Origin of the sequence: Roseibium sp. (genome assembly GCF_965229775.1) — a bacterium.
Classification (GTDB): Bacteria; Pseudomonadota; Alphaproteobacteria; order Rhizobiales; family Stappiaceae; genus Roseibium.
Genome location: NZ_OZ245929.1, coordinates 408,680 through 432,585, shown reverse-complemented (window position 1 = coordinate 432,585; position 23,906 = coordinate 408,680). Strand labels below are relative to the sequence as shown.

Sequence of the window (23,906 nt, the reverse complement as noted above, 5' to 3'; positions counted from 1 at the left end):
GAGGGTCCTCCCGGGTCGCGGAGTGCGCTGTTTCTGGTTATTCGGTCAAGAATGTGCGGTTGATGGTGCGGGAGTGGCCGCGAAACTCCGCGATCACCGTGCCGTCTTCGCGTGTGAGACTGATGTCGTAGATTCCCGATCGCCCCTCTTTGGAGACTTCGCGCGCATGTGCGGTCAGAACATCGCCGAGGGCGCCCGGTTTGACGTAGGTGATGGCGCAATGCTGGGCGACTGTCATCTGGTTGTAGGTGTTGCAAGCGAAGGCGAAGGCGCTGTCGGCCAGCGCGAAGAGATACCCGCCATGCATGTTGCCGTGACCGTTGGTCATGATCCTCGTCACGGTCATGCGCATATCGGCCTCGCCCGGGGCGATGCGCACCAGTTCCATTCCGAGCGCCTGCGAGGCATTGTCGTCTTCCCACATGATCCGGGCGCAGGCTTCGGCCAGTTCCTGCGGCGTCATTTCGGCAAGGGGCTTCATGCTATCGTCCCTTGAACACGGCCGGGCGTTTTTCGAGAAACGCCGTCACGCCTTCCGCATAGTCATCGGTGAAACCGGCCGTTCGCTGGCAATCCCTTTCCATGTCCAGGTGGGTGTCCAGGTCCTGTGTCGGTGCCGCCTGGATCAGCCGCTTCGTGAGACCGAGACCGACGGTCGGGCCGGCCGCGAGCCGCGTTGCGATCGTTCCCGCCTCTTCCATGAGGGCATCATCGTCGACGGTCTTCCAGATAAGGCCCCAGCTCTCGGCCTGCTCGGCCGACAGAGGCTCGGCAAGGAGGGCAAGCGCCTTTGCGCGCGGTTCCCCCAGGATACGTGTCAGGGACCAGCTGCCGCCTGCATCCGGAATGAGGCCGATCCTGGAAAAGGCCTGAATGAACTTTGCGGACCGCGCCGCCAAAACGATGTCGCAGGCCAGTGCGATGTTGGCGCCCGCGCCTGCGGCAACGCCGTTCACGGCGCAAACAATCGGCTTTTCGAGCGAGCGCATCAGCCGCAGCGTGGGATTGTAGAAGGTGTCGAGCGTGTGGCCGAGGTCCGGTTTTTCAGTGCTTTTGCGTGGGTCGCGGTCGCCAAGGTCCTGTCCGGCACAAAAGCCCCGGCCGGCTCCGGTCAGGAGAACCGCGCGGACCGCATCGTCCTTCTTCGCCTCTTCGAGCGCAGCCCGAAGGGCGCGGTGCATGTCCTCGTTGAACGCATTCAGCTTGTCCGGACGGTTCAGCGTGATGTTCAGGACGCCGTTCTCTAGCGTCGAGACAACGGTCTGGCTTTGCGTCATTTTCCACTCCCTGGACCCCTGGCTCCTCGGGTCCGCGATTTCCTTATTGCATAAACCGTCCGGTCGATCAATTATAGTGTTGTCTGATTTTCGTGCGTGATCAGCGTCTGGGGCAGAGCAAGCGCGGCCGCACCGTATGGTGCCCATTTGGACCGGGGATCGCAAGCGGCCGGATCTGTCTGATTTCTTCAAGGGGAGGGGCCATTGGACAGCATGCATGGAAGCAATCCGCCGCAGGGCCCGGCGTCCGGGTCTGCACTGCTCGACAGCAGATCAGTGCATGGGGACTGCCGGCCACTTGGCCGGTCTTCTCTTTACCGCAGAGCGTTGCCGGGTCTAAGCTTGCCAGGACACGAGCGAACCCACGGATCATCTCCCGCAGCGAACAGGTTGATCGAATGACGCCTGACGACATCGATCTCCCCATATCACCGCTGGCATCGACGCGTGCCCGGCTGCAGCCTGTCGAGGAACTGACCGGAAACATCCGCAATGTGTGTGGCGATTTCGAAATCGAACCGCCGGATACCGGAAGCGGATGTGTGAACGGCGACGTTTCCACCGTGAGCGTGTCACGATTCGAAACGGCGATCGTTTCGCTAAATGCGAAACGTGTTCTCCGCGACAAGCGCATGATCAAGAGAGACCCGGGAGAGCATCTCTTCCTGGTGATACAGGACAAGGGCAATTGCTGGATCCACCAGAACGACACATCCGTTCATCTCGCGCCCGGTGACATGTACCTTGTGGACAGCGCGCATTGTTCGGAGTTTGTCTATAACGGTGTCGACGCGCGGCAGGTGTCGATCCATCTCCCCCGATCGGAAATGCTGCACCGGTTCGGCGCGATCTGCACCGGTGGAATCGCCATTGATCGCACGGATCCCCTGTTCGTGGCGATGCGGGCCGTGCTCACCAAGATCTTTTCCGATGACGCGAGCGTCGCACCACATCACGGGGAAGCCTTTCTCAGTATCCTCGGAGCCTATTTCCGAAGTGTCGAACATCAGGAGGCTCTTCGGGACCGGACATCCAAGGGGGTGTTGTCGCGTGCCCTGTCGCTGATCGACCGGCACGCGACCGACCCCGATTTCGGGCCGCAGAAACTGGCGGAGCTCCTCCAGGTTTCGCCGCGGACGTTGCAAAGGCAATTCGGGGCGCTTGGCGAACCCGTCGGCAAGCGCCTGCTCGCGGTCCGCCTGGAAACAGCGCGGGCACGCCTCAACGCGGCACCGGCAGGGCCGGGGCGCAATACCATTTCCGATGTCGCCTATGAAAGCGGCTTCAACGATCTTTCCCATTTCTACCGGGCCTTCCGCGACAGGTACGGGATGCCGCCCGGCGATCTCAGGAAGAAAGTGTCGCTCTGAACCAAAGCCTTTGGCGTCCTCGCCCAAGACTGCGGCGCCTGGCCGAGTATCGTATGCGTGAGGGAGCCGGTCCGCGAAAACACGCATTGGATCAGGAGCCGGGAGGACGCTCTGGATCCGAACCTCACGCGGTGTTCGATGTTCCGGTTCCGGGCTCAAAAAGAGAAACCGGAGAGGGTTCATGAAAATCAAGCAGATCCTGAACACAGGCGCGGTTCTGGCCGGCATGGCCACGAGCGCACTGGCGCATCCGCTGGACGGACTGACGGCCGAAGAATACCAGAAGATCAACCAGATCCTGAAAGACAGCGGGACCGTCACGGACGAAACCCTGTTCCCGTTGATCGAGCTGAAGGAACCGCCGAAGGCAGATGTTCTGGCGTGGAGCGAAGGCGACGCGCTCGACCGCAAGGCCATGGTTCAGTTCACGACCGTGGATGGGTTCAGCGAAGCCGTCGTCAACATCACGCAAGGCACAGTGGAGAGCAATGCGGCGATCCCGGATTCCGGCCAGCCGATGATCCTCTTCGCCGAATTCATGACCGCACTGGAAGGCGGGCTGAGCCACCCGGACATGATTGCCGGACTTGAGGCCCGCGGGCTGACACCCGAGGATGCCTTCTGCCTGCCGCTGACGGCCGGAAACTTCTTTACGCCGGAATTCGAAGATTCCCGCCTGATGAAAATCCCCTGCTACCAGAACCCGACCGGTTCGAATTTCTATGCCAAGCCCATCGAGGGGTTGTTCACGCTGTTCGACGTCGGCAAGAAGGCAGTCATCGAGGTCGTCGATACAGGGGTCGTTCCCATACCCCAGGATCCCTGGGGGTACACGGAAGAGGAAATCGCCGAACGCGTGCCGCTCCGCCCCGAGACCAACCGGGTTCTTCTGAAGCAGGAGGGCGGCCCGAACTACAGGATCGACGGCAGCCATGTCGAATGGGACATCTGGCGCTTCAACTACCGTGTCGACAAGCGGCCGGGCCTGGTCATTTCAAATCTCGACGCAAATGACCAGGGAACGTGGCGGTCCGTTATCTACCAGATGCATCTGTCCGAGGTGTTCGTCCCCTACATGGACCCGACCGAGGGCTGGTACTGGCGGACCTACATGGACAGCGGCGAATACGGGTTCGGTCTGTTCCTGACACCGCTGCGGGCTGGGATCGACTGCCCGGACCACGCGACCTTCCTGCCCGCATTGATCACGGATGACGCCGGGGCTCCGCTGGAGATACCGGATGCGATATGCATCTTCGAGCGCAACATCGGTGATCCGGCCTGGCGTCATTTCGAGATCTTCGCGCAAGGCCCAGATCAGTTCACGCCGGCCGAAGGACGTCCGGAAACCGAACTGGTCGTGCGCACCGCATCTGAAGTCGGCAACTACGACTACCTGATCGACTACCGCCTGAAGCAGGACGGGCAGATCTTCATCAAGATCGGCGCGACCGGTCTTGATGCGGTCAAGGGTGTCGCATCGACGTCGATGAATGATGCGACGGCGGCCGAGGATACGAAATACGGGACGCTGATTGCACCCAACCTGGTGGCCGCCAATCACGACCACTATTTCAATTTCCGCATCGACTTCGACATCGATCAGCCGGTCAACCACATGGGCACGATGGAGATCGTTCCCGCGGACCTCGACCCGAACCATCCGCGCAGGTCCATGTGGACCTGGAAGCACGAGATGCCGGACAGCGAACTGGACGCACGCTACCGCTTCAGCGCTTCAAAGCCCAAGCACGTGCACATCACCAATCCGGCACGGGAAGGGTATCTGGGGCAGACACCGGGCTGGATGATCCATCACGGCTCGATCGCCTATGGCCCGTTCGATTTCGAGATCGATCCGCCGTTCAAGCGCAACGCCTATATCGAATACTCGTCCTGGACCACGGTACATGATCCGGAACAACGCTATGCCGGTGGCAAATACGCCATGCAGAGCGACGGGTCGGACACGCTTGCCGAATGGGTCAAGGCGGACAGGCCGCTGATGGGCCAGGACGTGGTGTCCTGGTTCACTGCCGGCTTCCATCACATCCCGCGCATGGAGGATTGGCCGGTCATGTCGACGGAATGGAAAACGGTGCACATCATGCCGTTCAATTTCTTCGCGCATAACCCGGCAATGACATTGCGGAAATAGCATTCCGGCCGGGGCGCACGCGCCCCGGTCCGTGTTGTGGCGCCGGCGCCTGGACTTACAGGCGCAATAGCAGAGTGGACAGGAAGACGTCTTTTGTGTCTTCCAGTTTGCTTCGCCCCCAGATCGCGTGCAGCGTGGGCTCGGAAATCGCGAAATAACTGACCGCACCGATCAACTGGTAGGCGGCTGCGGTGCGTTCCGCTTCGGTGCGGTAGCGCCATTTGGGCAGGTCGGTGAGCAGATCGACGCTCTTGTCGAGGAAGCTCTTCAGGTACCACTTCCGGCTGGTCTCGACACGGTCCAGATTGTCGAGCAGTTCCCTGGCGATGAGCCGGCCGTCGCAAGGTGCGTGCTGTGCGTGATCCAGCAGTCTTTCCAGAAAGAAACGCAGCTTTTTCTCCGCGCTCTGATCCAGTCGCGAAACGTCCTCGATGATGGCATCGAACCGCCCGGAAACGTCCGTCAACACTGCGGCGTAGAGGGCTTCCTTCGTCTTGAAGTGATACAGGATCGACTGTTTCGTGAGCCCCAGTTCAGCGGCGACATCCGCCAGGGACGCACCGTAGAACCCGCGTTCTGAGAACAGCTGTAATGCCGTGTCGATGAACTTCTTTTTCGGAGAATCGATTTGCCCGGTCATGGCGCGATCATAGCATTCAATTGACAACTTACCAGTCGTAAAGTATGACTTACCGATTGGTAAGGCAAGCAGTTTGCAGAGAGAAAGAAGATGGACCGCGCGCTGGAAATCTCGCTGTTGCAGGAACTGAAAGGGTTGAAGGAGAACGGCCTGTTCTTTCTCGATGACAACGTTCAGTCATCTCCAGTCGAACGTTATCTGTGTGCCGACCGGTTCGAGCGTGAGCGGAGCAGGATCTTCCGGCGGCTTCCGATAATTGCCGCGCATGCCGGAGAATTGCCCGAAAGCGGCAGCTTCCTGACGCGGCAATTTGGCGGACTGCCGGTGTTGCTCACGCGTGACAGGGATGGCGCGGTCAATGCGTTCGTCAATGTGTGCCGTCACCGGGGCGCGCGCCTTGTCGGTGAAGACAGGGGCTGCAAGCACAGCTTCAGTTGTCCCTATCATGCCTGGACCTGGAACAGTTCCGGTGCGCTGCGCGGCGTTCCGCACGAAAAACCAGGCTTCCCGGATCTGGATCGTGAGGCCTTCGCCCTCAGGCGACTGCCGGCCGTGGAGCGCTTCGGACTTGTCTGGGTGGTCGCCGACCCCGACGGGACACCGGACTTCGACGCGTTTCTCGATCCGATTGCCGGGGACCTTGCTTGGGCCGGCCTGGACATGCTCGGGATTGCGGCCAGCGACACGTTCACTTTGGCCGCGAACTGGAAGCTGCTGGTCGAAGGAGGGCTTGAGGCCTATCATTTCAAGGTGACGCACAAGGACACCATCGGTCCGCATTTCCCGGACAACCTCTCAAGCTACGAGATGCTCGGGTCCCATATCCGGTCGGTTCTGCCGCGGACGTCCATCGCGTACCTCAACGCCGGTGACGCCGAGGGCTGGTCCATTCGCGACCATGCCAATGTTCTTTACAGCGTTTTCCCGGCGAACCAGTTCCTGCTCATGCAGGACCACGTAGCCTGGGTGAGACTGCATCCTCACTCGTCCGGGCATACCGAAGTTCAAATCACCACCCTGGCACCGGCGGCGGAAATAACGGAAAGCCGGTCGGAGCATTGGCAACGGAACCACAAGATCACGTCGCTGACGCTTGCCGAAGATTTTGCCGTCAACGAAGCGGTGCAGGCCGGGCTTGAGAGCGGTGCCAACACGGTCCTGACCTTCGGGCGCTACGAGGGTGCCCTTCACAGATTCAACGAAGAGGTCAAGAAATTCCTGGCATGAGGACCGGATTTCCGTGTCTGGCTGTAAACGGGAAACGAATTTTTCCTCGCCAATAGGTTTTTTTTGAAGGCGGTTCAAATTTCAACCAAGATTTGCAGTTTTTTGCATTTCGGGCGCCCTGGCGCATTCTGACAAGCGTTTATTGGCAATTTTACTGATTATCTCTGCGAAGAATAGTTTCACTGATATACTTAAGGTTGAAGTGTCAATTCTTTTGTCGGAAGTCAAAAATGCGCTCATACGACTCCAAAAACGTTTTGGATCAATATTTTTTTTACTTAACAGTGCGTAACTCAACGGCAATGAAAACTTTGAGTCCGAAGGGACACGCCATGACGCTTTTTTTCGGCAACTCCGCAAAGGCAACAATCGAGGCCTTCAGCCGCTCGCAGGCAATGATCGAGTTCACGCCGGACGGGCACATCCTGAATGCCAATCCGAACTTCCTCGGGGCAATGGGTTACACGCTCGACGAGATCAAGGGCCAGCACCACCGGATGTTCGTGGACCCGGACTATGGCAACAGCCTGGAGTACAAGGAGTTCTGGGCCGAACTTGCAGACGGCGAATTCAAGGCGGAAGAATTCCTGCGGTTCGACAAGGCCGGAAACGAGGTCTGGATCCAAGCCTCCTACAATCCGGTTGTCAACACAGCCGGCAAGGTGGTCAAGGTCGTCAAGATCGCGTCCGACATCACGGCGCAGAAAATACGCAGCGCCGATTTTGAAGGGCAGGTAGACGCCCTCAATCGCTCGCAGGCGGTGATTCACTTCGAACTCGACGGCACGATCCTTGACGCCAATGAGAATTTCCTCGGTGCCATGGGCTATACGATCGACGAGATCCGGGGCCAGCATCACAGGATGTTCGTGGAGGCGGAGTACGGTCAAAGCGACGCGTACCGCCGGTTCTGGGAAGAACTTGCCGAGGGTCAGTTCAAGGCGGATGAATTCAAACGCATTGCCAAGGGCGGGCGCGAGATCTGGATCCAGGCCACCTACAACCCGATCATGGATGCCTCGGGCCGTCCGTTTAAGGTCGTGAAATTCGCATCCGACATCACGGAGCAGGTGCTGGAGCGCCAGCGCCGCAGGTCGGTGCAGCAGCAGATCGATGCGGATCTGACGGAAATGTCCCAGTCGATTTCAGAGGCAGCACACCAGGCCAGCGAATCCGCGTCGGCGGCCGAACAGACCTCTTCAAGTGTGCAGACAGTTGCCGCAGCCTCCGAAGAGCTTGTTGCCTCCATTCAGGAAATCAGCCGGCAGGTTCAGGTGGCGCTCGAGGTGTCCGGCAACGCGCAGGGCGAGGCCGAACGGTCCAGCGAAATCATGTCCGGTCTTTCCGAAGACGCGAAGACGATCGGTTCGGTCATCGAACTCATCGACGGGATTGCCGACCAGACCAACCTGCTGGCGCTCAATGCGACCATCGAAGCGGCGCGGGCCGGCGAAGCGGGCAAGGGATTTGCGGTGGTTGCCTCCGAGGTGAAGAGCCTTGCGTCCCAGACCAGCAAGGCGACCGAAGAGATCTCCACGCAGGTCAACTCCGTGCAGGAAACAACCGAGCGGGCGGTTGAAGCGATTGAGTCGATCATGGGCGTGATCAAGAACATCGCCGAAATCGCCACGAGCATCTCGACCGCGGTCGAAGAGCAGACCGCCGTCACCAACGACATCTCGTCCAACATGCAATCGGCGGCCCAGGGGGTCGAACTGGTAACCTCCAACCTCCAGACCATTTCGTCCGCTGCCAGCCAGCTGGAAGGATCGACGGCGACGGTGCGCGAAGCGTCCCAGTCTCTGATGTAAAGGCAACCGCAAAAGGGCGGTGCCTGTTTACCCGGGACTGCGCCGGCGTGCTCGCCGGATCACGTCAGGCATTGAGCGGAATTGCAGGGTCCTGCTGCACTGATGGCGTCTCTTGGCGCTTTGCCGCCACCTGCAGCATGAACCGGTGCAGTTTCGCGCAACAGTCATTCAGATCATAGCGCGAGACGATTGTCCGTCGCGCTTCGGCGCGCAGCGGGCGGAAGGCGTCCGGATTTGCCAGGGCGTCCTCTATTTTTTCCGCAAAACCGTCGGTGTCGAAAAAATCCACCAGGCGGCCATTGATGCCGTCGCTGACGACTTCCCGCACCGGCGGTGTGGCGGACGCGATGACCGGTGCTCCGCAGGACATGGCTTCCAGAAACGACCAGGAGAGGACGAAGGGGTAGGTCAGGTAGACATGGGCTGCCGTTACCTGAAACAGTCGCACAAGATCGCGATGGGGAATTTGACCGAGGAAATGCACCTTGTCCGGTGACAGCCCGGTTTCCTCCAGAAGCTGTTTGCGCCAGTTGTCACCGCCCTGCGGTCCGCTTCCGTAACTTATGCCGTCACCGCCCGCGATGACGAAACGGACATCGGGATTGCGTTTGCCGACTGCTGCCGCAGCGCGCATGAACTGCGGAAAGCCGCGGTAGGGTTCCAGATCGCGGGCCGCGAAGGTAACCACCGGATCGCCCGCACTCAAAAGCGTTCCATCCGGCAAGCGGAAGGAAGCCAGGGCGTCGGGACGCGCGCGGGAGGTATCAATGCCTTCGTGCTGGGCCACGATCTTGTTGCGGTATTCGGCAGGATATCGGCTTTTCTGCCATATCGTCGGGCTGATGCCGTAGTCCATCTGGTCGAGCGTTGCCAGTTGCACGGTGTTGCGCAGACGCATGGTCTGCCTTCGCTCAAGGCTGATCTCGTCCGACGGGGCGAAGCCGGCATCTCCACCCTGGGAATGGAAATAATACTCGCAAAACCCGATCACAGGCGTATCGGGAAGGGCGTCCTTGACGAACATCATCCCGCCCCAGGCAATATGCCCGACAACGAGATCCGGCGCTCTGCCGTGCAGCGACAGCCGGCTCAAAATGTCGGCAACGCGCCGACCTGCCTCAATGTAGGGAATGGATGCTTCTTTGCGGTCCCGGCGCCCGTGCGCGCCGGTGTCCGTGCTGCCATACCGCAATACGCGGAGCCCGGGGACGGGCCTGTCGGTGCTTTCGCAGACCAGCGTGACCGTCCACCCGTCAAGGATGAGACGCCGGGCAATGTGTACAAATTGCCCGGGGCCATGCCGGTGCACAAAAACAACATGCATTGGCGGCGCCTCTGGTCAGAACCCGTTGACGCCCATCCGGCCGTTGCGCTGCTGGAGATCGGTCGCCCAGATGACTTCCAGTTTCCGCAGCAGGGCGAAGGTTTCTTCCAGGGCCATGCGGTCGCGCTCGTTGCGCACGATCTGTGCCTGGTTGACCTCGTCCGCCGACTTGATCGCCTGGCAGAGCGACTTGCCCTTGTCGGTCAGTCTGATCCTGGCCGACCGCCTGTCCCGCGCGGACGCGGTGCGGTCAACATATCCCGACTGAACCAGCTGTTTCAGACTGTAGGAGGCATTGGATCCGAGGTAGTGCCCCCTGTCCATAAGGTCGCGAACCGACAGGTCGTCGTCGCCAATCGTGAACAGGAGCATCGCGTGAGACGGCGATATGTCATCCGCCCCGATACGGATCAGGTCGACGCGAAGACGGTCCAGATAGCGCCGGTACATTCTCTCGATAACGCGAACGAGTTCGAAGTGGTTTGCGTGAGAGTACGGGTTCATTTCGGCCCTCATGTCCGACTCCGCTATTTTGTATGTATTCTCGTCCACCTTTGGTTTGGGGATGTTGATCCGGCCATTTATCTGTTGTGGTGCATCAGTGAATATTTTGTGCATACGCCCCTAACTCCCACCAAATTTCGAACTAAATTCGAAATACTTTCATTACCGAGTTGCTCCTTGTCTTCGCGGTGGTTTGTTATTTTTATTTATAATTTTATCTTTTGCATGAGAATCAATTGCGTGCCACAATTAAATCCCAAACTTCTCTCAAGTTAGTCTACAACCTTCCATCATTTATAGGGAAAAGATGTGTCGATTTCTAGGCAAATACTGAATTTTTTCGCACGTGCGAACTCGTCTTTGGGTTGAATGTTTGGAGAATGGTGAATGGTTGAGCAGGTGAAACCAGCGGCAAACGACCCGTCCTTGCTGGTTCGAGAGGCCCGGAAGACCTTTGCAACTGGATTAATCGCTGCCGCTATTTTAAGCGGCTTCATCACGCTCCTGCAGCTTACAGCTCCGCTCTTCATGCTGCAGGTTCACGACCGGGTTCTGAACAGCCAGAGCCTCGACACGCTCGGGATGCTCGTCATCATTGCCGCCGGCGCACTGGCGCTTTACGGGATTCTGGAGTTCATCAGAAGCCAGATTTTCCAGGTCATGGGCACCGAACTCGTCCGCCGGCTGAATCACACCGCGATCGAGGCAGGGGTTAAATCTTCCCTGGAAAAGGGCGGCAGCCTGGCCTCCGAGGTGCTTCGCGACCTGAGTGATCTTAGGAGTTTCATCACCAGCAACGCCATCAGCGCCCCTCTCGAAGCGCTCTGGGTGCCCATGTTCCTGGCCGTACTGTTCATACTGCATCCGCTTTACGGTCTGTTAGCCATAATCTCAGCTTTTGTCCTGATCGGGCTCAATCTCATCTCTGACATGGCGACCCGCTCCCTGCTGAAGGAAGCCAATTCCGCGAATGTGGAAAATGTCGCGAAGATGGGATCGACGCTGCGCCACGCGGAAACGATCGAGGCGATGGGGCTGATGCCAGCGCTTGCGCGGCGCTGGCAAAAGAGACAGCTGCATGCGAGCGAACTGATGGCCTATGGCAGCCGGCGCGGTAAGGCGATCCACGCGCTCACCCGGAGCCTGCGCATGGGCATGCAGATCGGCGTGCTCGCACTTGGTGCCGATCTGGTCATCAAGGGAGAGGTGACGGCAGGTACGATGATTGCCGCCAGCATCATCACGGGCCGGTTGCTGATGCCCTTCGACAACATGACCGAGAACTGGAGACAGTGGGTGTTTGCGTTCACGGCCTGGGGCCGGGTTCGCGACGTTCTGGAGAATCACGCATCCATCCGGCAAACCATCGCAACGCCGCCCAGCCAGGGTCCGCTCATGGTCGACAAGCTTGTCTTTGTCGCGCCGAACACGCCGGTCCCGGTGATCAAGGGCATTTCCTTCACTCTTGAGCCAGGCGATGTTCTGGGCATTGTCGGGCCGTCCGCGGCCGGCAAGTCGACACTGGCGCGTCTTCTGGTCGGTGCTCTCCAGCCGACGACCGGCGGCGTGTTCCTGGACGGACACAATGTCTATCTGTGGGAGCGCGCGTCTTTCGGCGCGATGATCGGTTATCTGCCACAGTCGGTGTCGCTGCTGGACGGAACGGTGCGCGAGAACATCTCGCGCATGTACGATGCCGATCCGCAAATGGTCATCGACGCAGCGCGATCCGCCGGCGTTCATGAAATGATCGGCCGCATGCCGCTCGGCTACGACACGCCCGTCGGCGACAACAAGTTCACATTGTCGGGCGGACAGAAGCAACGGGTCGCTCTGGCGAGAGCCCTGTTCGGGCGCCCCCGCCTGCTGGTTCTCGACGAACCCAACGCAAATCTCGACACCGAAGGCGAAGTTGCGCTCCTGCGGGCGATTTCGAGCGCCAAGGAAGATGGTGCCATCGTCATCGTGATTGCACACCGCCCGGCCATCATGGAGGCTGCGGACAAGATCCTGGTGCTCGAAGACGGCAGGATCAGCCAGTTCGGTGACAGGACGGAGGTCGTGAGCAATATCTCCCGGCGCCTGCCTGCACCAAAACCGACACCTGCCCTTCCGCCGAATGGAGAGGTCGCATGAAAACGGATCCGGAAAACAAGGTCGCTAAGACGGCGCAGCACGCGCCCGGCACCGCCCAGAGACCGTTCTGGCAGCCGGTGGACAATCTGGACGCGGAAAAACCCACGAGCCTACGCGGTCCGCTGATCGCCTCGTCGATCGCGGTCGTGATCGGTTTCGGCGGCTTCCTTCTGTGGGGCTTCACGGCGGATCTCGACAGCGCGGCGGTTGCGACCGGCAAGGTCGTCGTCGACAGCCAGAGGAAGACGATCACGCATCTTGAGGGCGGCATACTGCGCCGGCTTCTCGTCCAGGAAGGAGACTTCGTAAAGGCAGGCCAGCCGCTGGTCGAACTGGACGACACGCGGGCGCGCGCGGAACTTGCCCAGTTGCGCGCCAAGAGGATCAGCCTGATGGCGACGCTTGCCAGGCTGCGCGCGGAAAGGGACCTGAAGGACGAGATCGAGATGCCTCCGGAACTGACGAAAAGCGATGCGATCGCCGTCGCGGACGTGATGGCGGCAGAGCAGCGCTTCTTTGAAAAGCGGCGCAAGGTCTATGAAGGCAAGGTCGCGTTCCGGCAGAAGGAAATCGAGCAGTTCGAGGCCCAGATCGAGGCCACCGAAGCTCAGATCCAGGCGAACACGACCCGGCAGGCGTTGCTCAAGGAAAGGGTCGAAGCCCTTACCTTGCTGGAAAAGAAGGGTTTCGCCTCGAAGGCGATCCTGAGCGACGAACAGCTGGAACTCAGCGAACTGATCGGCGACGGCGGCCAGTTTGCGGCGGACAAGGCGCAGCTGGAGAAGGCGCGGCAGGGCGCGGAAGTGGCGCTTCTGCAGGCCGAGCAGGAACTGCAGAGCGAAATCGCGAGCGAGATCCTGACGGCACAGCTCGAACTCAACACCACGAACGAGCAGATCATTTCTTCAAAGGATATTCTCGACAGGCTGGTCGTCTATGCCCCGCAAAGCGGGATTGTCTACGATATCGAGATGCGCACGCCGGGCAGCGTTGTCGAGCCCAGCAAGGCCATCATGGACATCGTCCCCCAGGACGAGAAGATGCTCGTTGAAGTGCGCATGAACCTCAAGGACATTGATCATGTCCGGGTGGGATCGCAGGCGCGAATCAGGCTGACTGCCTATGACAGGCGGAACGTGCGTCCCCTGGAAGGCGCGGTGTCCTTCGTCGCGGCCGACCAGAGCGTCGACCAGCAGACACAGGAAGCGTTCTACGTGGTCCGGGCGGAGGTCGACCAGACGGAGCTTGCGAACAATCCGGTCGTTGCCCTTTATCCGGGAATGCCCGCCGAAGTGCTGATCGTGCGCCGGGCGCGCAAGGCGATCGAATATCTCGTGGAACCGATTTCAGACAGCTGGAGCCGCGCTTTCCGCGAAGACTGACACCTGACTATCCCTGTAAATTTTCTTGATGCCGGCAGCTCATTGTTGAGCTGCCGTTCATTTGTGCATTGCAGCATAGAATTGCGGCACGTGTAACGGCTTTCAGACTTTTTTCTTTAGTTCTACTAACCTTCGCGTGTATGCGGGTTTAGTTCGAAAATTTATTTTTTCTGATTTAAGTTATTGATAATAATGATTAAAATATCTTTGTTGGCGTATTTTACCTTGCAAAAAGAGGAAAAACGTTTCGAAAATCGATGTAAATCATCTGAATTAGTCTGGTAAAATTGGTATATCCTTTGAGTAATATCATATAAAATACTCTATATCCTAAATATTGCCTTACTTTTTTCACTATTCATCCCTTTGCTTACAGTTATAAATGTGTATTGTAATTTCGCACCGCAAGAAAACGGGATTTGTGCGGTGCGGGGTGCCGCGGTTTCCGGGGCGTTGTTTAAGTGAGGTAAACTTCAGGAGTAAGCTATGGCCACAATTGAAGGCAGTGCTTTCCAGGATTTCCTACAGGGTACAAGTGCCCAGGATTTCATTTTCGGGCTGGGCGAAGCGGATGTTGTCGTGGGCAATGAAGGCGACGACTTTCTTTTCGGTGGCAAAGGCGGAGATCTGATCGTCGGTGGCGAAGGTGCCGACAAGATTTTCGGCGAAGGCGGCAACGACGTCATTCTTGGCGGCGCTGACGCGGACACCATCTTCGGTGGTTCCGGGTCCGACTATATTGAAGGCGGCGATGGTGGCGACATCATCCTCGGCGGAGAGGGAACCGACATCATCGACGGCGGTGCCGGCAACGATCTGATGTTCGGTGGCGGAAACCACGACGTGTTCGTTTTCACCGGTGGTGGTGGCAACGACATCATCATGGATTTCCAGGTCGGCGATCTCGTCCAGATTTCCGCAAACATCAACAACACCGGTATTGGCTCTGCGGCGGACGTCGCGGATCGCGCGACGCAGGTCGGCAACAATACGGTCATCGATCTGGGCAACGGCGACACCGTGACGCTCAACAACATCGATGCAGATGACCTGAAGGACAATCCTGAAGGCTTCATCGTCGTGACATAACGTGACTGCCCCGGGGGTGTCCGTCCCGTCGGGCGGCCCCGGTGCTGTCGTCATTCGCCGGCCGGATCAGCGTATCGTTACGTAGTAAAGTTTAAAGATGCTCGAAACTCTCGGCACATACGCGGAATCGCCATTCGATGCCCCGCAGTTTCTGCAGTTGACGCCTGAGGTTTATCTGGTCGCCTGGGATCCTGCTCACACCGTCAATGCGCCGCCGCAGCTCGAGGAGATGTCGAGCCGGAAGTTCTCCGCCATGGCCAGCGTGCGTCTCGCCTTGCTCGACGGCCGTTCGCGGATCGTCTGGGCGCTCGGTGTGAAGGATGCGGCGCCGCTGCGGTTGAAGCTGACCGCTGGAACGGTCGGCTCGGGCGCCGAACTGGCGTTCAGTCCCGAATCCGGCGCGGTCGCAGCGGACCCGTTCGCGCTCACGAACGGATTGACCCAGAACGCCTGCGCGGTACTCGTCACTACGATTCTCAACACCTGGTCCGGCATGTTCCGGCTTTCGCGCTCGCGAAGCTTTCTCGGCTTCGCCAGGAAGCTGCTGCATTCGGTGAACGATGCGCCTCCTGTTGCCGACTGTGTCGCGTGCGTGGGCGAGACCAGAATTATCGAAACCCTCCTGAACAGCGAGTGCGCCGACGTCACCTCCGCCGTGCTGATCGGCGACGACGGCATCAGGCGGCTCGAGACCGAGCCGTTCAATGCCCTCTACAACGGCGGCAAGAACCGCCTGTTCGTCGGTGCGGTCTCAAGCGCAAAGGCACCGTCGAAAAGTTTTCTCGTATTGTCCGGCCCCTGGGGGCTTGCCATACGGCGCCTTGAATCCGGCGGCGAGCCGCGTTCGCTCGGCACATGGTGGGCGGCCAACACGCGCAAGCTGCCGGAACTGCGCGATCATCTCATTACCAGATTTGGCAGCAAGACGCCGGAAACCAGGGCGGCCGTGCGCGACCTTCAACTGGCGGAACCGATGCCGGCCAGACGGCATGGCGCGCTTGGCGAAACGGCATCCTTCTGTGCCGTGGAAACGGCCCTGACCGTCGACAGCGGCGTGCTTGCCGGCGGCTGGATGCGCGATCCGGGCAGATCGTATGCCGGGCTCGATCTCCTGGTTCCCGGGCTTGAGCCGCAACCCCTCGAACTGCACACTTTCGATGGTGTCCTTCCCGAATCCCAGGGCGGATACGCGATCCGCAAGTTTGTTGCCTTTGCGCCGGCGGGTGCGAAGATGAAGCATCACATCCAGCCACGATTTGAGCTGAGGCTGGCGTCGGGCGAGCGGGCATCTCTCGTTCCGCCGCCGCAGCCGGGCGATGCGGTGGACAGCAGGGCGAGCGCGCTCGGAGTGGTTCCACCCAGGCATGCGAGCGATGATGTCATCTCGCAATGTCTCGCGCAGCCCTTCGCCGAATTGCAGAAGCGCTTCATAGACCAGGTCGGGACTCCCGGCGAAATCACGATCGGTGCTCCGGTCGATGCGCCAACGGTTTCGATCGTGATTCCGCTCTACAAGGTGTACGAGTTCATCAAGCCGCAGCTTGCCGCGTTCGCGTCGGACAGATGGCTGGCTGAAAACGCGGAAATCATCTTCGTGCTGGATTCCCCGGAACAGGCGACCCATGTGGAAGACCTGCTGATCGGATTCCATCTTCTCTACGGTCTGCCGATCCGGCTCGTGGTCATGGAGCAGAATGGCGGTTACGCGCTGGCGTGCAATGCCGGGGCCGCGCGCGCGAAAGGCCGTTACCTGGCCATGATCAACTCCGATGTCGTGCCCACCGGGAGCGGATGGCTCGAGCAGCTCTGTGCCAGCCTGATGATGGACGAGCAGGTCGGCGCGGTCGGGGCGAAGCTGCTTTACGCGGACAATGCCATTCAGCATGCCGGCCTGAAGTTCATTCACGACGAAAAGAAGCGCTGGTTCAACCACCACTACTTCAAGGGCTTTCCGCGTTTCTATGCGCAGGCCAGCCTGTCGCGGGAGGTGCCGGGTGTGACCGGTGCGTGTCTCGTGATGGCGCGTTCCGACTTTGAGCAGGCCGGTGGCTATACGACCGACTTCATCATCGGCGACTACGAGGACAGCGATCTCTGTCTCAAGTTAAGGGCCAGCAACAAGAAGATCTATTACTTGGGTGATGTTGAGCTTTATCACTTCGAGCGTATTTCCATAAAGAAAAACGGTGATTACACGCGGGGAGTTGCGTCTCAGTACAATCGTTGGCTTCAGCAACTCAGATGGGAACAGGAAATTATGGATGTCATGTCGTCAATCGGGGCAAGGGACGGGGTACTGGCCGGATGAATTCACCCGTTGTCATTCCGGACCATGTCCGTTTGAAGTCGGCACCGCTGGGCGGCGAGCGGCTTGCCCTGCTTCAAAAAACGATTGAGCGGAACCGTTTTCTGCCCGTCCCGCCGCAGGAAGAGAATTTTGTCGGCGACGGCGACTACCTGGCAATCGGAACCGAGTTTCTGGGACACTTTGTCGATCTCGGCGGACTGCGCGAAGACGAACGCGTCCTCGATATCGGATGCGGCATCGGGCGGATGGCGGTTCCGCTGACGCAGTATCTCGACCCGGAAGATGGGCAGTATACCGGTCTCGACCCGGCTCCTGCCGGCATTCACTGGAGCGCGCAGCATATCGGAAGCGTCTACCCCAATTTCCGTTTCATGCATCTCGATATCGCCAACGAACTCTACAATCCGAATGGGCGCATCAGAGGCACTGACCTGTCGCTGCCGTTCGATAGCGGCTCCTTCGACTTCGCGATCATGACGTCCGTCGTCACGCATCTGCCGGCCAACGAAATCGAGCCCTATTTCCGTGAAATCTCCAGGCTGCTCGAGCCGGGTGGCCGGCTGTTCGTTTCCGCCTTCATCATGGAGCCGGAAAGCCAGCGCAACGCTGACCTGACGCCGAGGATCCGGTTTCACCGGTCGCCCGAAGGTCCGTCCTGGCACGCGGACAAGGCTGCGCCCCTTGCCGCGGTCGCCTTCGACGACGGGTTCCTGGACACGACGCTGCACAGAACGGGCTTTGATGTCGCGCTGAAAAAACTCGGACACTGGCGCGGTCAGACCGGCAGCCGGCACTACCAGGATTTCTTTGTCGCCGTTAAGTCGTCGCGGGGACAGGGCGCATGAGGGTTCTGGTTTTCGCGCACAATCATCCGGACCTCCATCCCGGCGGTACGGAGACTGTTGCGCTTGAACTCTCCAGGGCATACCGGGATGCGGGGCACCAGTCGCTCTTCGTCGGCGCCACCAACCAGTTGCACCGCGAACCGCACCCGGGCACCAGCTTTCAGGCGATCAGCGACAGCGGCGATGAATTGCTGATGTGGGCGGGCCACTTCGACCGCTTCAACATGAGCCAGATCGACCTCAGAGCGTTCGTTCCCGACATGACCGCCCTGCTGGAGAGTTTCCGGCCCGATGTGGTGCATATCCACCATCTGATCCTGTTTGGCGTCGAGTTGCCGGTGCTGATCCGCCGCGTGCTTCCGAACGTCCGCATCGTGATGACCCTGCATGATTATTACGCGATCTGTGCGAATGACGGCGTCCTGATGCAAAGCCCCGATGAACCGTGTGCAGCGCTTGGCCCGGGCGGCCTGTGCCGCTGTGTCGAGGCAGCGAAGCCCAATGACATGCGGCTGCGCGAGCGTTTCATCAAGACCCATCTCCAGGCGGTCGACCAGTTCGTCTCGCCGAGCGCTTTCCTGAGGGATGTCTATATCCGCTGGGGGCTGCCGGCCGACAAGATTTCGGTCATCCGCAATGGCCGTCCCGAAACCGCAGCGGCCGAGAGCCGGGCCGGGACCGAGGACCCGAAACGTGTATTCGGCTTTTTCGGAAACATGACGCCCTGGAAAGGCATCGAGGTCCTGCTGCAGGCGGCAAAGCTGCTGATCGAGCGCGACGTCGACTTCGAGCTGCGCGTGCATGGCGGCTCTCCCTTTCAGAGTTCGGAATTCGTCGGCCGGATCGAGGCGCTGTTCAAGGACACGGCTCCGTACGTCATTCGTCTCGGGCCCTACAAGCCGCATGACGTTGCAGACCTCATCGAGCCGGTCGACTGGGTGATTGTGCCCTCGCTCTGGTGGGAAAACGCGCCGCTGGTGATCGCCGAGGCGCAGCAGCACAAGAGACCCGTGATCACGACCGGCGCCGGGGGAATGGCGGAAGCGGTTCGAAACGGTGTTGACGGGCTTCACGTGCGCAGAAACGATCCGTCCGGCCTGGCTTCCATGATGGAAAAAGCCGCCGCCGACCCGAAGATGTATCGGGACCTGGCGGAGAACACCCAACAGCCTCCTACCGTTTCCGGGGTCGCGGAGCAGTATATCCAGCTTTTTGAAGACCAGAGCCGGTTCGCGGACGACCCTGCAGCCTGACGAGAGCACCATGACCGCAGCAAAACTGGAAGAAAAAACCGAAGTCACGGACGAGGACAAGGGCGAAATCCCGAAGATTCAGGGCCGCGTCGATGCGTTCGAAGACGGGCGTCTTCTCGGGTGGGCCTGGGATGCCGCCAATCCGGATGACCGCATGACGATACATGTTCTTCACGACGGCAACCGCGTGATGAGCAAGCTGGCGGATACCAAACGCATCGATCTGCAGCGCAACGGCATCGGCGATGGTGCCTATGCGTTCGACCTGCAGCTTCCGCAGGCGGCCGCATCGGCGCCGGACGGGCTGTCGGTGATCGCCGAATCCCCGCGGGATGGGGTGCAGATCCAGCTGCCGCGCCCGAGCGCTGAAGAACGCGCCGCAGAAGCAGCCATAGCGCTGCCGCTCTCGATCGTTATGAAAAAGCTGGACCGGGTGATTGCCATCCAGGGGCAGAGCGCGCTCGGACAACGGGACGCGACGGCGCTCCTGAAGGAAACGACCAGCCGGATCGACACACTCGCATCGACCGAAGGTGAGCTTGGCGAGGCGCTCGCGATCCTGAAAAACGGGCAGGGTGATCTGGCACAGCGCGTCAAGGAACTCGAGGTTTTTCTGCTGCGCTTCGATACCACGCTGAAGAGTTTTGATGATCGTCTGACGGCCCTTGCCGACCGCAGCCGCAACAGCCTCAAGGTGCACATGCTGCTGCTCGCCATATTGGTCGGGTTCGTCGGCGGGATGGTCTTTGCCGCCGCCGGCGGTTTGTGGAGCTGACGAGAATGGAGCCGGTTGTCACGCTTGAAGGCGCAAAGAGGCTCTCCGACGCATCTGCCGAGCACAGGAAGCTGAAGGGCGAGCGGTCGGATTGGCCCGATGCGGTTGTGCCGGCTGACGGCCGCAGTGTCCTGTGCACGGCGGTTGACCGCGACACGATCCTGCTTGCAGGCGTTGGAGAAAACTTTGCGCGCAACCTCCAGGCCGTGCTCAACGAGGATCCCAAGACCACGGTTCCCTGCACGATCGTATCGCTTTCGCAGAAATCGAACCGGGACGGTTCACGTGCACCCTTCGTCGCGATCCTGTCTCTCGATTCCGTGGCGGTGCCCAGGCTTGAAAGGGTGTCGATCCGCAGCAAGGGGCATTCCCATCCTTATGCGATCAAATTCGGCCCGGTCGCCTTCGATGTTTTCGTCGGTCTTGTCGGCAACGCCGTTTCGCAGAAGGAGGCAAGTGTCGTCGAAGCCTTGATCGATGCGCTGATTGCCGCGAATTCGGAGGTGAAGAACCAGGCGGTCGCGGCAAAGCTGGTCATGCATGTCGCGCGCAGGGACGGCTATGTCGAAATGCTCGGACAGTTCGACGAGGGCGACTTCTACATTCAGGGCTGGTCGAAGGACCCTCCGTTGGGCCGCAACCGGGTGTTTGTATTCGACGGGTCGCTGCGTGTTGCCGATCTCTCCTCTTGCCTGTTCGAAAGAAAGGACACGGGTGGCAAGGCACCCGGATTTGCAGGGATCCTGGAGAATGTGAACGATGTCGGCGCCTCCGCGATCCGGAGCCTGTTCTATCGAGGCCGCGGCGGCTGGAGCAAGGTCGAGGTGCACGAACGGGGCACGGTCTCACAGGCGCGGGCGCTGCCCGGCCATCTGAGGGCCCTTCTGCCGCGTCTCAATGTATCCGGTGGAGCCCGCGACAAACTTGAGCAGGCATCGCGAAGATTCGACGGGCGGGAAACGGTCAGCGAGCTCGATGTGCCCGTGCGGATCGGTGTCGATTTTTGCGCCGCGACGCATTGCGGCAACATCGTGATTTCCGGTTGGCTTCTGAACCCCGAAGATCATGCCGAAGCCGTGCATCTGCGCGCCGGCGAACGTTCATCAAGGCTGGACAAGATCTGGACCACGCAGAACAGGCCCGATGTCAGCGAGACCTTTGAGGACCTGTCGCCCTTCGTGGGCGCGGCGACCGGAAGCAATCGTCACGGATTTCTCGCATTCGTTCCCGAATTGGGCGGCTGTTCCGAAGGCAAGCCGTATCTTGAGGTGGTTCTCAGAGACGGGCGGTCGGCCTATGCGCCAATTGCCCTCGGACGCACATCGTTGCGGTCCGCACTTCGCCGTCTCGTTGCCGGGCTTGATCCGACGATTGCCTCGTCAACCGATATCATCGAGCGTCAGTTCCTTCCCTTGCTCGGTGCGGCCTCGCACGCGGAGCCGACTGTCGAGGACGTAAGGGACATCGGTGCAATCCCGGAGACGCCACCAAGGTCCATCGTGATCGGATCCGACGGTTCGATCGACAGGCTGCGGACGCTTTTGCCGGTGCTCGCACTTGATCCATTCCTCAGGGGAACACCGATTGTCGTCTGTGCGGCCGCGAACGCGATAGACGAACAGTTTCAGGAAATTGCGCGTCTGGCGTCGTTTTACGACCTTTCCTTGAGGGTCGTGCGGGCCAACAGGATCGAAGACACGCTCGATGCGATCCAGGCGGGCCTTCAGGCCGCGCCTTCCGAAACGGTTGCCTGTCTCGGCTCCGGCGTAGTGCCGCTTGTTTCCGGGTGGCTGGACACGCTGGTGGCGGAATTCCGAAAGCAGGACGAAGGCTGTCTGGTGACACCGACCGTGCTCTACGAAGACGATACGATCCGCTGGGCCGGAACCTGGATCGAAAGGGAAGATGGCGCGCACGCCCTGAAGCAGCACTATGTCGGCTACCCGCGCCGCACGCTCATGGGGGCCGAGGTCACCGAAGTCGTGGCCGCCACGTTCGACTGTTGCGTGTTGCCGAAATCCGCGTTCCTGGCGTCCGGAGGCTTTGCCCGGGCCTACCTCGGGACGGACGAGAAGGGACTGGACGCGACCCTGAAACTGCGGGCCGCCGGGCTGAAATCCTTATGGGTGCCGCAGGTGGAGATGGTACACCCGGAAAACGGCCAGGGAAGCGAGCGCCTCTGGCACAAGCTTGTCGGGCAGCACGACAGGAAACAGTTCGACCACGTGTGGAGCAACAGGCTTGGCGCGATGAAGGAGGGTTCGCAATGACCGGCACGACCCCGGCAAAGCAGGACGCAGCCGCCGACGAAACCGTGCGCGTTCTCGTCATTTCCCATGGCCATCCGGTGTTGTCCCTCGGTGGTGCCGAGGTCGCCTCCTACAATCTTCATCTTGGTCTGAAATCGGCAACGGGATCGCAGTCGTTCTTTCTTGCGCGGGTCGGCGACGACTATCCGCGGCACGGCCGGTCAGCACTGATGGGCGTGGCGGACGCGGAAGATGAGTTGCTCTATCACGCGGACGAATACGATCACTTCCTCATTTCGAACCGAAACACCGGCGATCTCCAGACCGATCTGCGCCGCTTCGTTCGCTCGCTCAATCCGGACGTGGTTCATTTTCATCATTTTATCGGGCTTGGTCTGGAGGCCCTGCATGTCGTGCGGAGCGCGCTTCCGAACGCTGCCATCATCGTGACGCTGCATGAGTTCCTGGCGATCTGCCATCATCACGGCCAGATGGTGAAGACGGGCACGCATGCGCTTTGCCGGATGTCGTCTCCCATTGCCTGCCACGGATGCTTTCCCGAGATTTCGCCCGGCGAGTTTCTGCGCCGAAAGCAATTCGTCCAGTCGCTGTTCGGCCTCGCTGACGGCTTTATCGCGCCCAGCCGGTTTCTTGCCGAAAGATATGAACAGTGGGGTCTACCCGGCGAGCGGATTTCGGTGATCGAAAACGGTCTGAACGTTCCCGAAAAGGCGGACCCCAGACGGCTCAGGGATGCCGGCGACCGACGTTCGCGTTTCGCGTTCTTCGGTCAGATGACGCCCTACAAGGGGGTCGACATCCTGCTGGATGCGGTTCAGCGCATCCCGGACAGCATCTGGAATGATGATGCGTCGCTGACCATTTTCGGCGGTAACCTGGAAAGACAGCCGGAAGCGTTCCGAGAAAAGATCGCCGGCCTGATCGAAAAAACGGAAGGCCGTGTCCGCTTCGCGGGCGCTTATCAGAACAGGGATATGCCGTCCCTGATGCGCCAGGCCGACTGGGTTCTGCTGCCCTCCGTCTGGTGGGAGAATTCACCCGTCATCATTCAGGAAGCGTTCCATCATGGGCGGCCGGTGATCTGCAGTGGCATCGGAGGCATGGCCGAGAAGGTGAAGGACGGTGTCGACGGACTGCATTTCCTTACGGGCAGTCCCGAGGACCTTGCCGACAAGATGACCGAGGTGCTGCAGAACAAGGATCTTTGGAATTCGCTTCGGGCGGGGATCATGGAGCCGAAAAGCTACCGGGACTGCGCACGGGAACACCTGAGTTTCTACCGCTCGGTCCTTGCCGGCCGCCACAAAGGCGCACCGGCGATTACCGGCGATTTGCAACAAAGTGCATAGGAGTATCTGCAGGAGAACGGACGGGCGATCGGGACGACTGGAGGGCCTCTCCGTCCGCCGGTGATTTCCTTCAGTGTGCTGGTCAGCACCGTCCAGGCACACGCAATTTTGCTGCGCCGCACAACTTCCGTGTTGTTGCAATCGCATTGGTTCGCGCGGTTGCAATATCGTACCAGACGTTGAGTGAA

18 protein-coding genes are annotated in these 23,906 nt (G+C 59.9%); 13 read left to right on the top strand and 5 right to left on the bottom strand.

What is annotated here, in order from left to right; translation table 11 throughout:
* Positions 1 to 37: 37 nt before the first annotated feature.
* Both paaI and paaG read right to left on the bottom strand, forming a co-directional pair.
* The gene (gene paaI / locus ACO07N_RS01860; protein WP_421979390.1) at positions 38 to 481 is read right to left on the bottom strand and encodes a hydroxyphenylacetyl-CoA thioesterase PaaI; all 444 of its coding nucleotides are present in this window, start codon (positions 479 to 481) and stop codon (positions 38 to 40) included.
* 1 nt (position 482) lies between these two features.
* The gene (gene paaG / locus ACO07N_RS01855; protein ID WP_421979389.1) at positions 483 to 1,277 is read right to left on the bottom strand and encodes a 2-(1,2-epoxy-1,2-dihydrophenyl)acetyl-CoA isomerase PaaG; all 795 of its coding nucleotides are present in this window, start codon (positions 1,275 to 1,277) and stop codon (positions 483 to 485) included.
* A 398-nt stretch (positions 1,278 to 1,675) separates the two neighbouring features.
* Between paaG and ACO07N_RS01850 the strand changes: the two genes are divergently transcribed.
* Positions 1,676 to 2,647 (top strand): helix-turn-helix domain-containing protein, encoded by a 972-nt coding sequence (locus ACO07N_RS01850; RefSeq protein ID WP_421979388.1) that lies wholly within the window; start codon positions 1,676 to 1,678, stop codon positions 2,645 to 2,647.
* A gap of 181 nt (positions 2,648 to 2,828) precedes the next feature.
* Positions 2,829 to 4,805 (top strand): tyramine oxidase, encoded by a 1,977-nt coding sequence (locus ACO07N_RS01845; RefSeq protein ID WP_421979387.1) that lies wholly within the window; start codon positions 2,829 to 2,831, stop codon positions 4,803 to 4,805.
* A 55-nt stretch (positions 4,806 to 4,860) separates the two neighbouring features.
* Here the strand turns inward: ACO07N_RS01845 and ACO07N_RS01840 are convergent, their stop codons facing one another.
* Positions 4,861 to 5,445, bottom strand: coding sequence for a TetR/AcrR family transcriptional regulator (locus ACO07N_RS01840; RefSeq protein ID WP_421979386.1), 585 nt, complete (start codon positions 5,443 to 5,445; stop codon positions 4,861 to 4,863).
* A 90-nt stretch (positions 5,446 to 5,535) separates the two neighbouring features.
* On the opposite strand from ACO07N_RS01840, the gene ACO07N_RS01835 reads away from it, so the two are divergent.
* Entirely contained in the window at positions 5,536 to 6,672 is a 1,137-nt protein-coding gene (locus ACO07N_RS01835) for an aromatic ring-hydroxylating oxygenase subunit alpha (RefSeq protein ID WP_421979385.1), read from the top strand.
* 332 nt (positions 6,673 to 7,004) lie between these two features.
* Complete coding sequence (locus ACO07N_RS01830) at positions 7,005 to 8,483, top strand: methyl-accepting chemotaxis protein (RefSeq protein WP_421979384.1); 1,479 nt, start codon at positions 7,005 to 7,007, stop codon at positions 8,481 to 8,483.
* A gap of 64 nt (positions 8,484 to 8,547) precedes the next feature.
* Here ACO07N_RS01830 and ACO07N_RS01825 read toward each other — a convergent pair whose 3' ends face one another.
* Both ACO07N_RS01825 and ACO07N_RS01820 read right to left on the bottom strand, forming a co-directional pair.
* Complete coding sequence (locus ACO07N_RS01825; protein ID WP_421979383.1) at positions 8,548 to 9,807, bottom strand: glycosyltransferase family 4 protein; 1,260 nt, start codon at positions 9,805 to 9,807, stop codon at positions 8,548 to 8,550.
* A 15-nt stretch (positions 9,808 to 9,822) separates the two neighbouring features.
* Positions 9,823 to 10,323: a MarR family winged helix-turn-helix transcriptional regulator gene (locus ACO07N_RS01820; RefSeq protein WP_420333720.1), complete on the bottom strand. Its 501-nt coding sequence runs from the start codon at positions 10,321 to 10,323 to the stop codon at positions 9,823 to 9,825.
* Positions 10,324 to 10,698: 375 nt separating this feature from the next.
* Between ACO07N_RS01820 and ACO07N_RS01815 the strand changes: the two genes are divergently transcribed.
* The 9 genes from ACO07N_RS01815 (at position 10,699) to ACO07N_RS01775 (ending at position 23,718) form a co-directional block, all read left to right on the top strand.
* Complete coding sequence (locus tag ACO07N_RS01815; protein ID WP_421979382.1) at positions 10,699 to 12,447, top strand: type I secretion system permease/ATPase; 1,749 nt, start codon at positions 10,699 to 10,701, stop codon at positions 12,445 to 12,447.
* Positions 12,444 to 13,829, top strand: coding sequence for an HlyD family type I secretion periplasmic adaptor subunit (locus ACO07N_RS01810; protein ID WP_421979381.1), 1,386 nt, complete (start codon positions 12,444 to 12,446; stop codon positions 13,827 to 13,829). Before ACO07N_RS01815 ends, ACO07N_RS01810 begins: the two co-directional genes overlap by 4 nt.
* A gap of 486 nt (positions 13,830 to 14,315) precedes the next feature.
* Complete coding sequence (locus ACO07N_RS01805) at positions 14,316 to 14,918, top strand: calcium-binding protein (protein WP_421979380.1); 603 nt, start codon at positions 14,316 to 14,318, stop codon at positions 14,916 to 14,918.
* Positions 14,919 to 15,015: 97 nt separating this feature from the next.
* Positions 15,016 to 17,226 (top strand): glycosyltransferase family 2 protein, encoded by a 2,211-nt coding sequence (locus ACO07N_RS01800; RefSeq protein WP_421979379.1) that lies wholly within the window; start codon positions 15,016 to 15,018, stop codon positions 17,224 to 17,226.
* Complete coding sequence (locus ACO07N_RS01795; protein WP_421979378.1) at positions 17,223 to 18,071, top strand: class I SAM-dependent methyltransferase; 849 nt, start codon at positions 17,223 to 17,225, stop codon at positions 18,069 to 18,071. Before ACO07N_RS01800 ends, ACO07N_RS01795 begins: the two co-directional genes overlap by 4 nt.
* Complete coding sequence (locus ACO07N_RS01790; protein ID WP_421979377.1) at positions 18,068 to 19,324, top strand: glycosyltransferase family 4 protein; 1,257 nt, start codon at positions 18,068 to 18,070, stop codon at positions 19,322 to 19,324. The genes ACO07N_RS01795 and ACO07N_RS01790 overlap by 4 nt, the downstream gene beginning before the upstream one ends.
* 10 nt (positions 19,325 to 19,334) lie before the next feature.
* Positions 19,335 to 20,099 (top strand): hypothetical protein, encoded by a 765-nt coding sequence (locus tag ACO07N_RS01785; protein ID WP_421979376.1) that lies wholly within the window; start codon positions 19,335 to 19,337, stop codon positions 20,097 to 20,099.
* 5 nt (positions 20,100 to 20,104) lie between these two features.
* The gene (locus ACO07N_RS01780) at positions 20,105 to 22,369 is read left to right on the top strand and encodes a glycosyltransferase family 2 protein (protein WP_421979375.1); all 2,265 of its coding nucleotides are present in this window, start codon (positions 20,105 to 20,107) and stop codon (positions 22,367 to 22,369) included.
* A complete protein-coding gene (locus ACO07N_RS01775) occupies positions 22,366 to 23,718 on the top strand; it encodes a glycosyltransferase family 4 protein (RefSeq protein WP_421979374.1) in 1,353 nt (450 codons plus the stop codon). The genes ACO07N_RS01780 and ACO07N_RS01775 overlap by 4 nt, the downstream gene beginning before the upstream one ends.
* Positions 23,719 to 23,906 lie beyond the last annotated feature (188 nt).

Coding starts and splice junctions, on each gene's coding strand:
- ACO07N_RS01805 (WP_421979380.1), top strand. CDS start 14,316: ATGGCCACAATTGAAGGCAGTGCTTTCCAGGATTTCCTACAGGGTACA.
- ACO07N_RS01830 (WP_421979384.1), top strand. CDS start 7,005: ATGACGCTTTTTTTCGGCAACTCCGCAAAGGCAACAATCGAGGCCTTC.
- ACO07N_RS01840 (WP_421979386.1), bottom strand. CDS start 5,445: ATGACCGGGCAAATCGATTCTCCGAAAAAGAAGTTCATCGACACGGCA.
- ACO07N_RS01795 (WP_421979378.1), top strand. CDS start 17,223: ATGAATTCACCCGTTGTCATTCCGGACCATGTCCGTTTGAAGTCGGCA.
- paaG (WP_421979389.1), bottom strand. CDS start 1,277: ATGACGCAAAGCCAGACCGTTGTCTCGACGCTAGAGAACGGCGTCCTG.
- ACO07N_RS01850 (WP_421979388.1), top strand. CDS start 1,676: ATGACGCCTGACGACATCGATCTCCCCATATCACCGCTGGCATCGACG.
- ACO07N_RS01845 (WP_421979387.1), top strand. CDS start 2,829: ATGAAAATCAAGCAGATCCTGAACACAGGCGCGGTTCTGGCCGGCATG.
- ACO07N_RS01790 (WP_421979377.1), top strand. CDS start 18,068: ATGAGGGTTCTGGTTTTCGCGCACAATCATCCGGACCTCCATCCCGGC.
- ACO07N_RS01825 (WP_421979383.1), bottom strand. CDS start 9,807: ATGCATGTTGTTTTTGTGCACCGGCATGGCCCCGGGCAATTTGTACAC.
- ACO07N_RS01785 (WP_421979376.1), top strand. CDS start 19,335: ATGACCGCAGCAAAACTGGAAGAAAAAACCGAAGTCACGGACGAGGAC.
- ACO07N_RS01775 (WP_421979374.1), top strand. CDS start 22,366: ATGACCGGCACGACCCCGGCAAAGCAGGACGCAGCCGCCGACGAAACC.
- ACO07N_RS01810 (WP_421979381.1), top strand. CDS start 12,444: ATGAAAACGGATCCGGAAAACAAGGTCGCTAAGACGGCGCAGCACGCG.
- ACO07N_RS01780 (WP_421979375.1), top strand. CDS start 20,105: ATGGAGCCGGTTGTCACGCTTGAAGGCGCAAAGAGGCTCTCCGACGCA.
- ACO07N_RS01815 (WP_421979382.1), top strand. CDS start 10,699: ATGGTTGAGCAGGTGAAACCAGCGGCAAACGACCCGTCCTTGCTGGTT.
- paaI (WP_421979390.1), bottom strand. CDS start 481: ATGAAGCCCCTTGCCGAAATGACGCCGCAGGAACTGGCCGAAGCCTGC.
- ACO07N_RS01800 (WP_421979379.1), top strand. CDS start 15,016: ATGCTCGAAACTCTCGGCACATACGCGGAATCGCCATTCGATGCCCCG.
- ACO07N_RS01835 (WP_421979385.1), top strand. CDS start 5,536: ATGGACCGCGCGCTGGAAATCTCGCTGTTGCAGGAACTGAAAGGGTTG.
- ACO07N_RS01820 (WP_420333720.1), bottom strand. CDS start 10,323: ATGAGGGCCGAAATGAACCCGTACTCTCACGCAAACCACTTCGAACTC.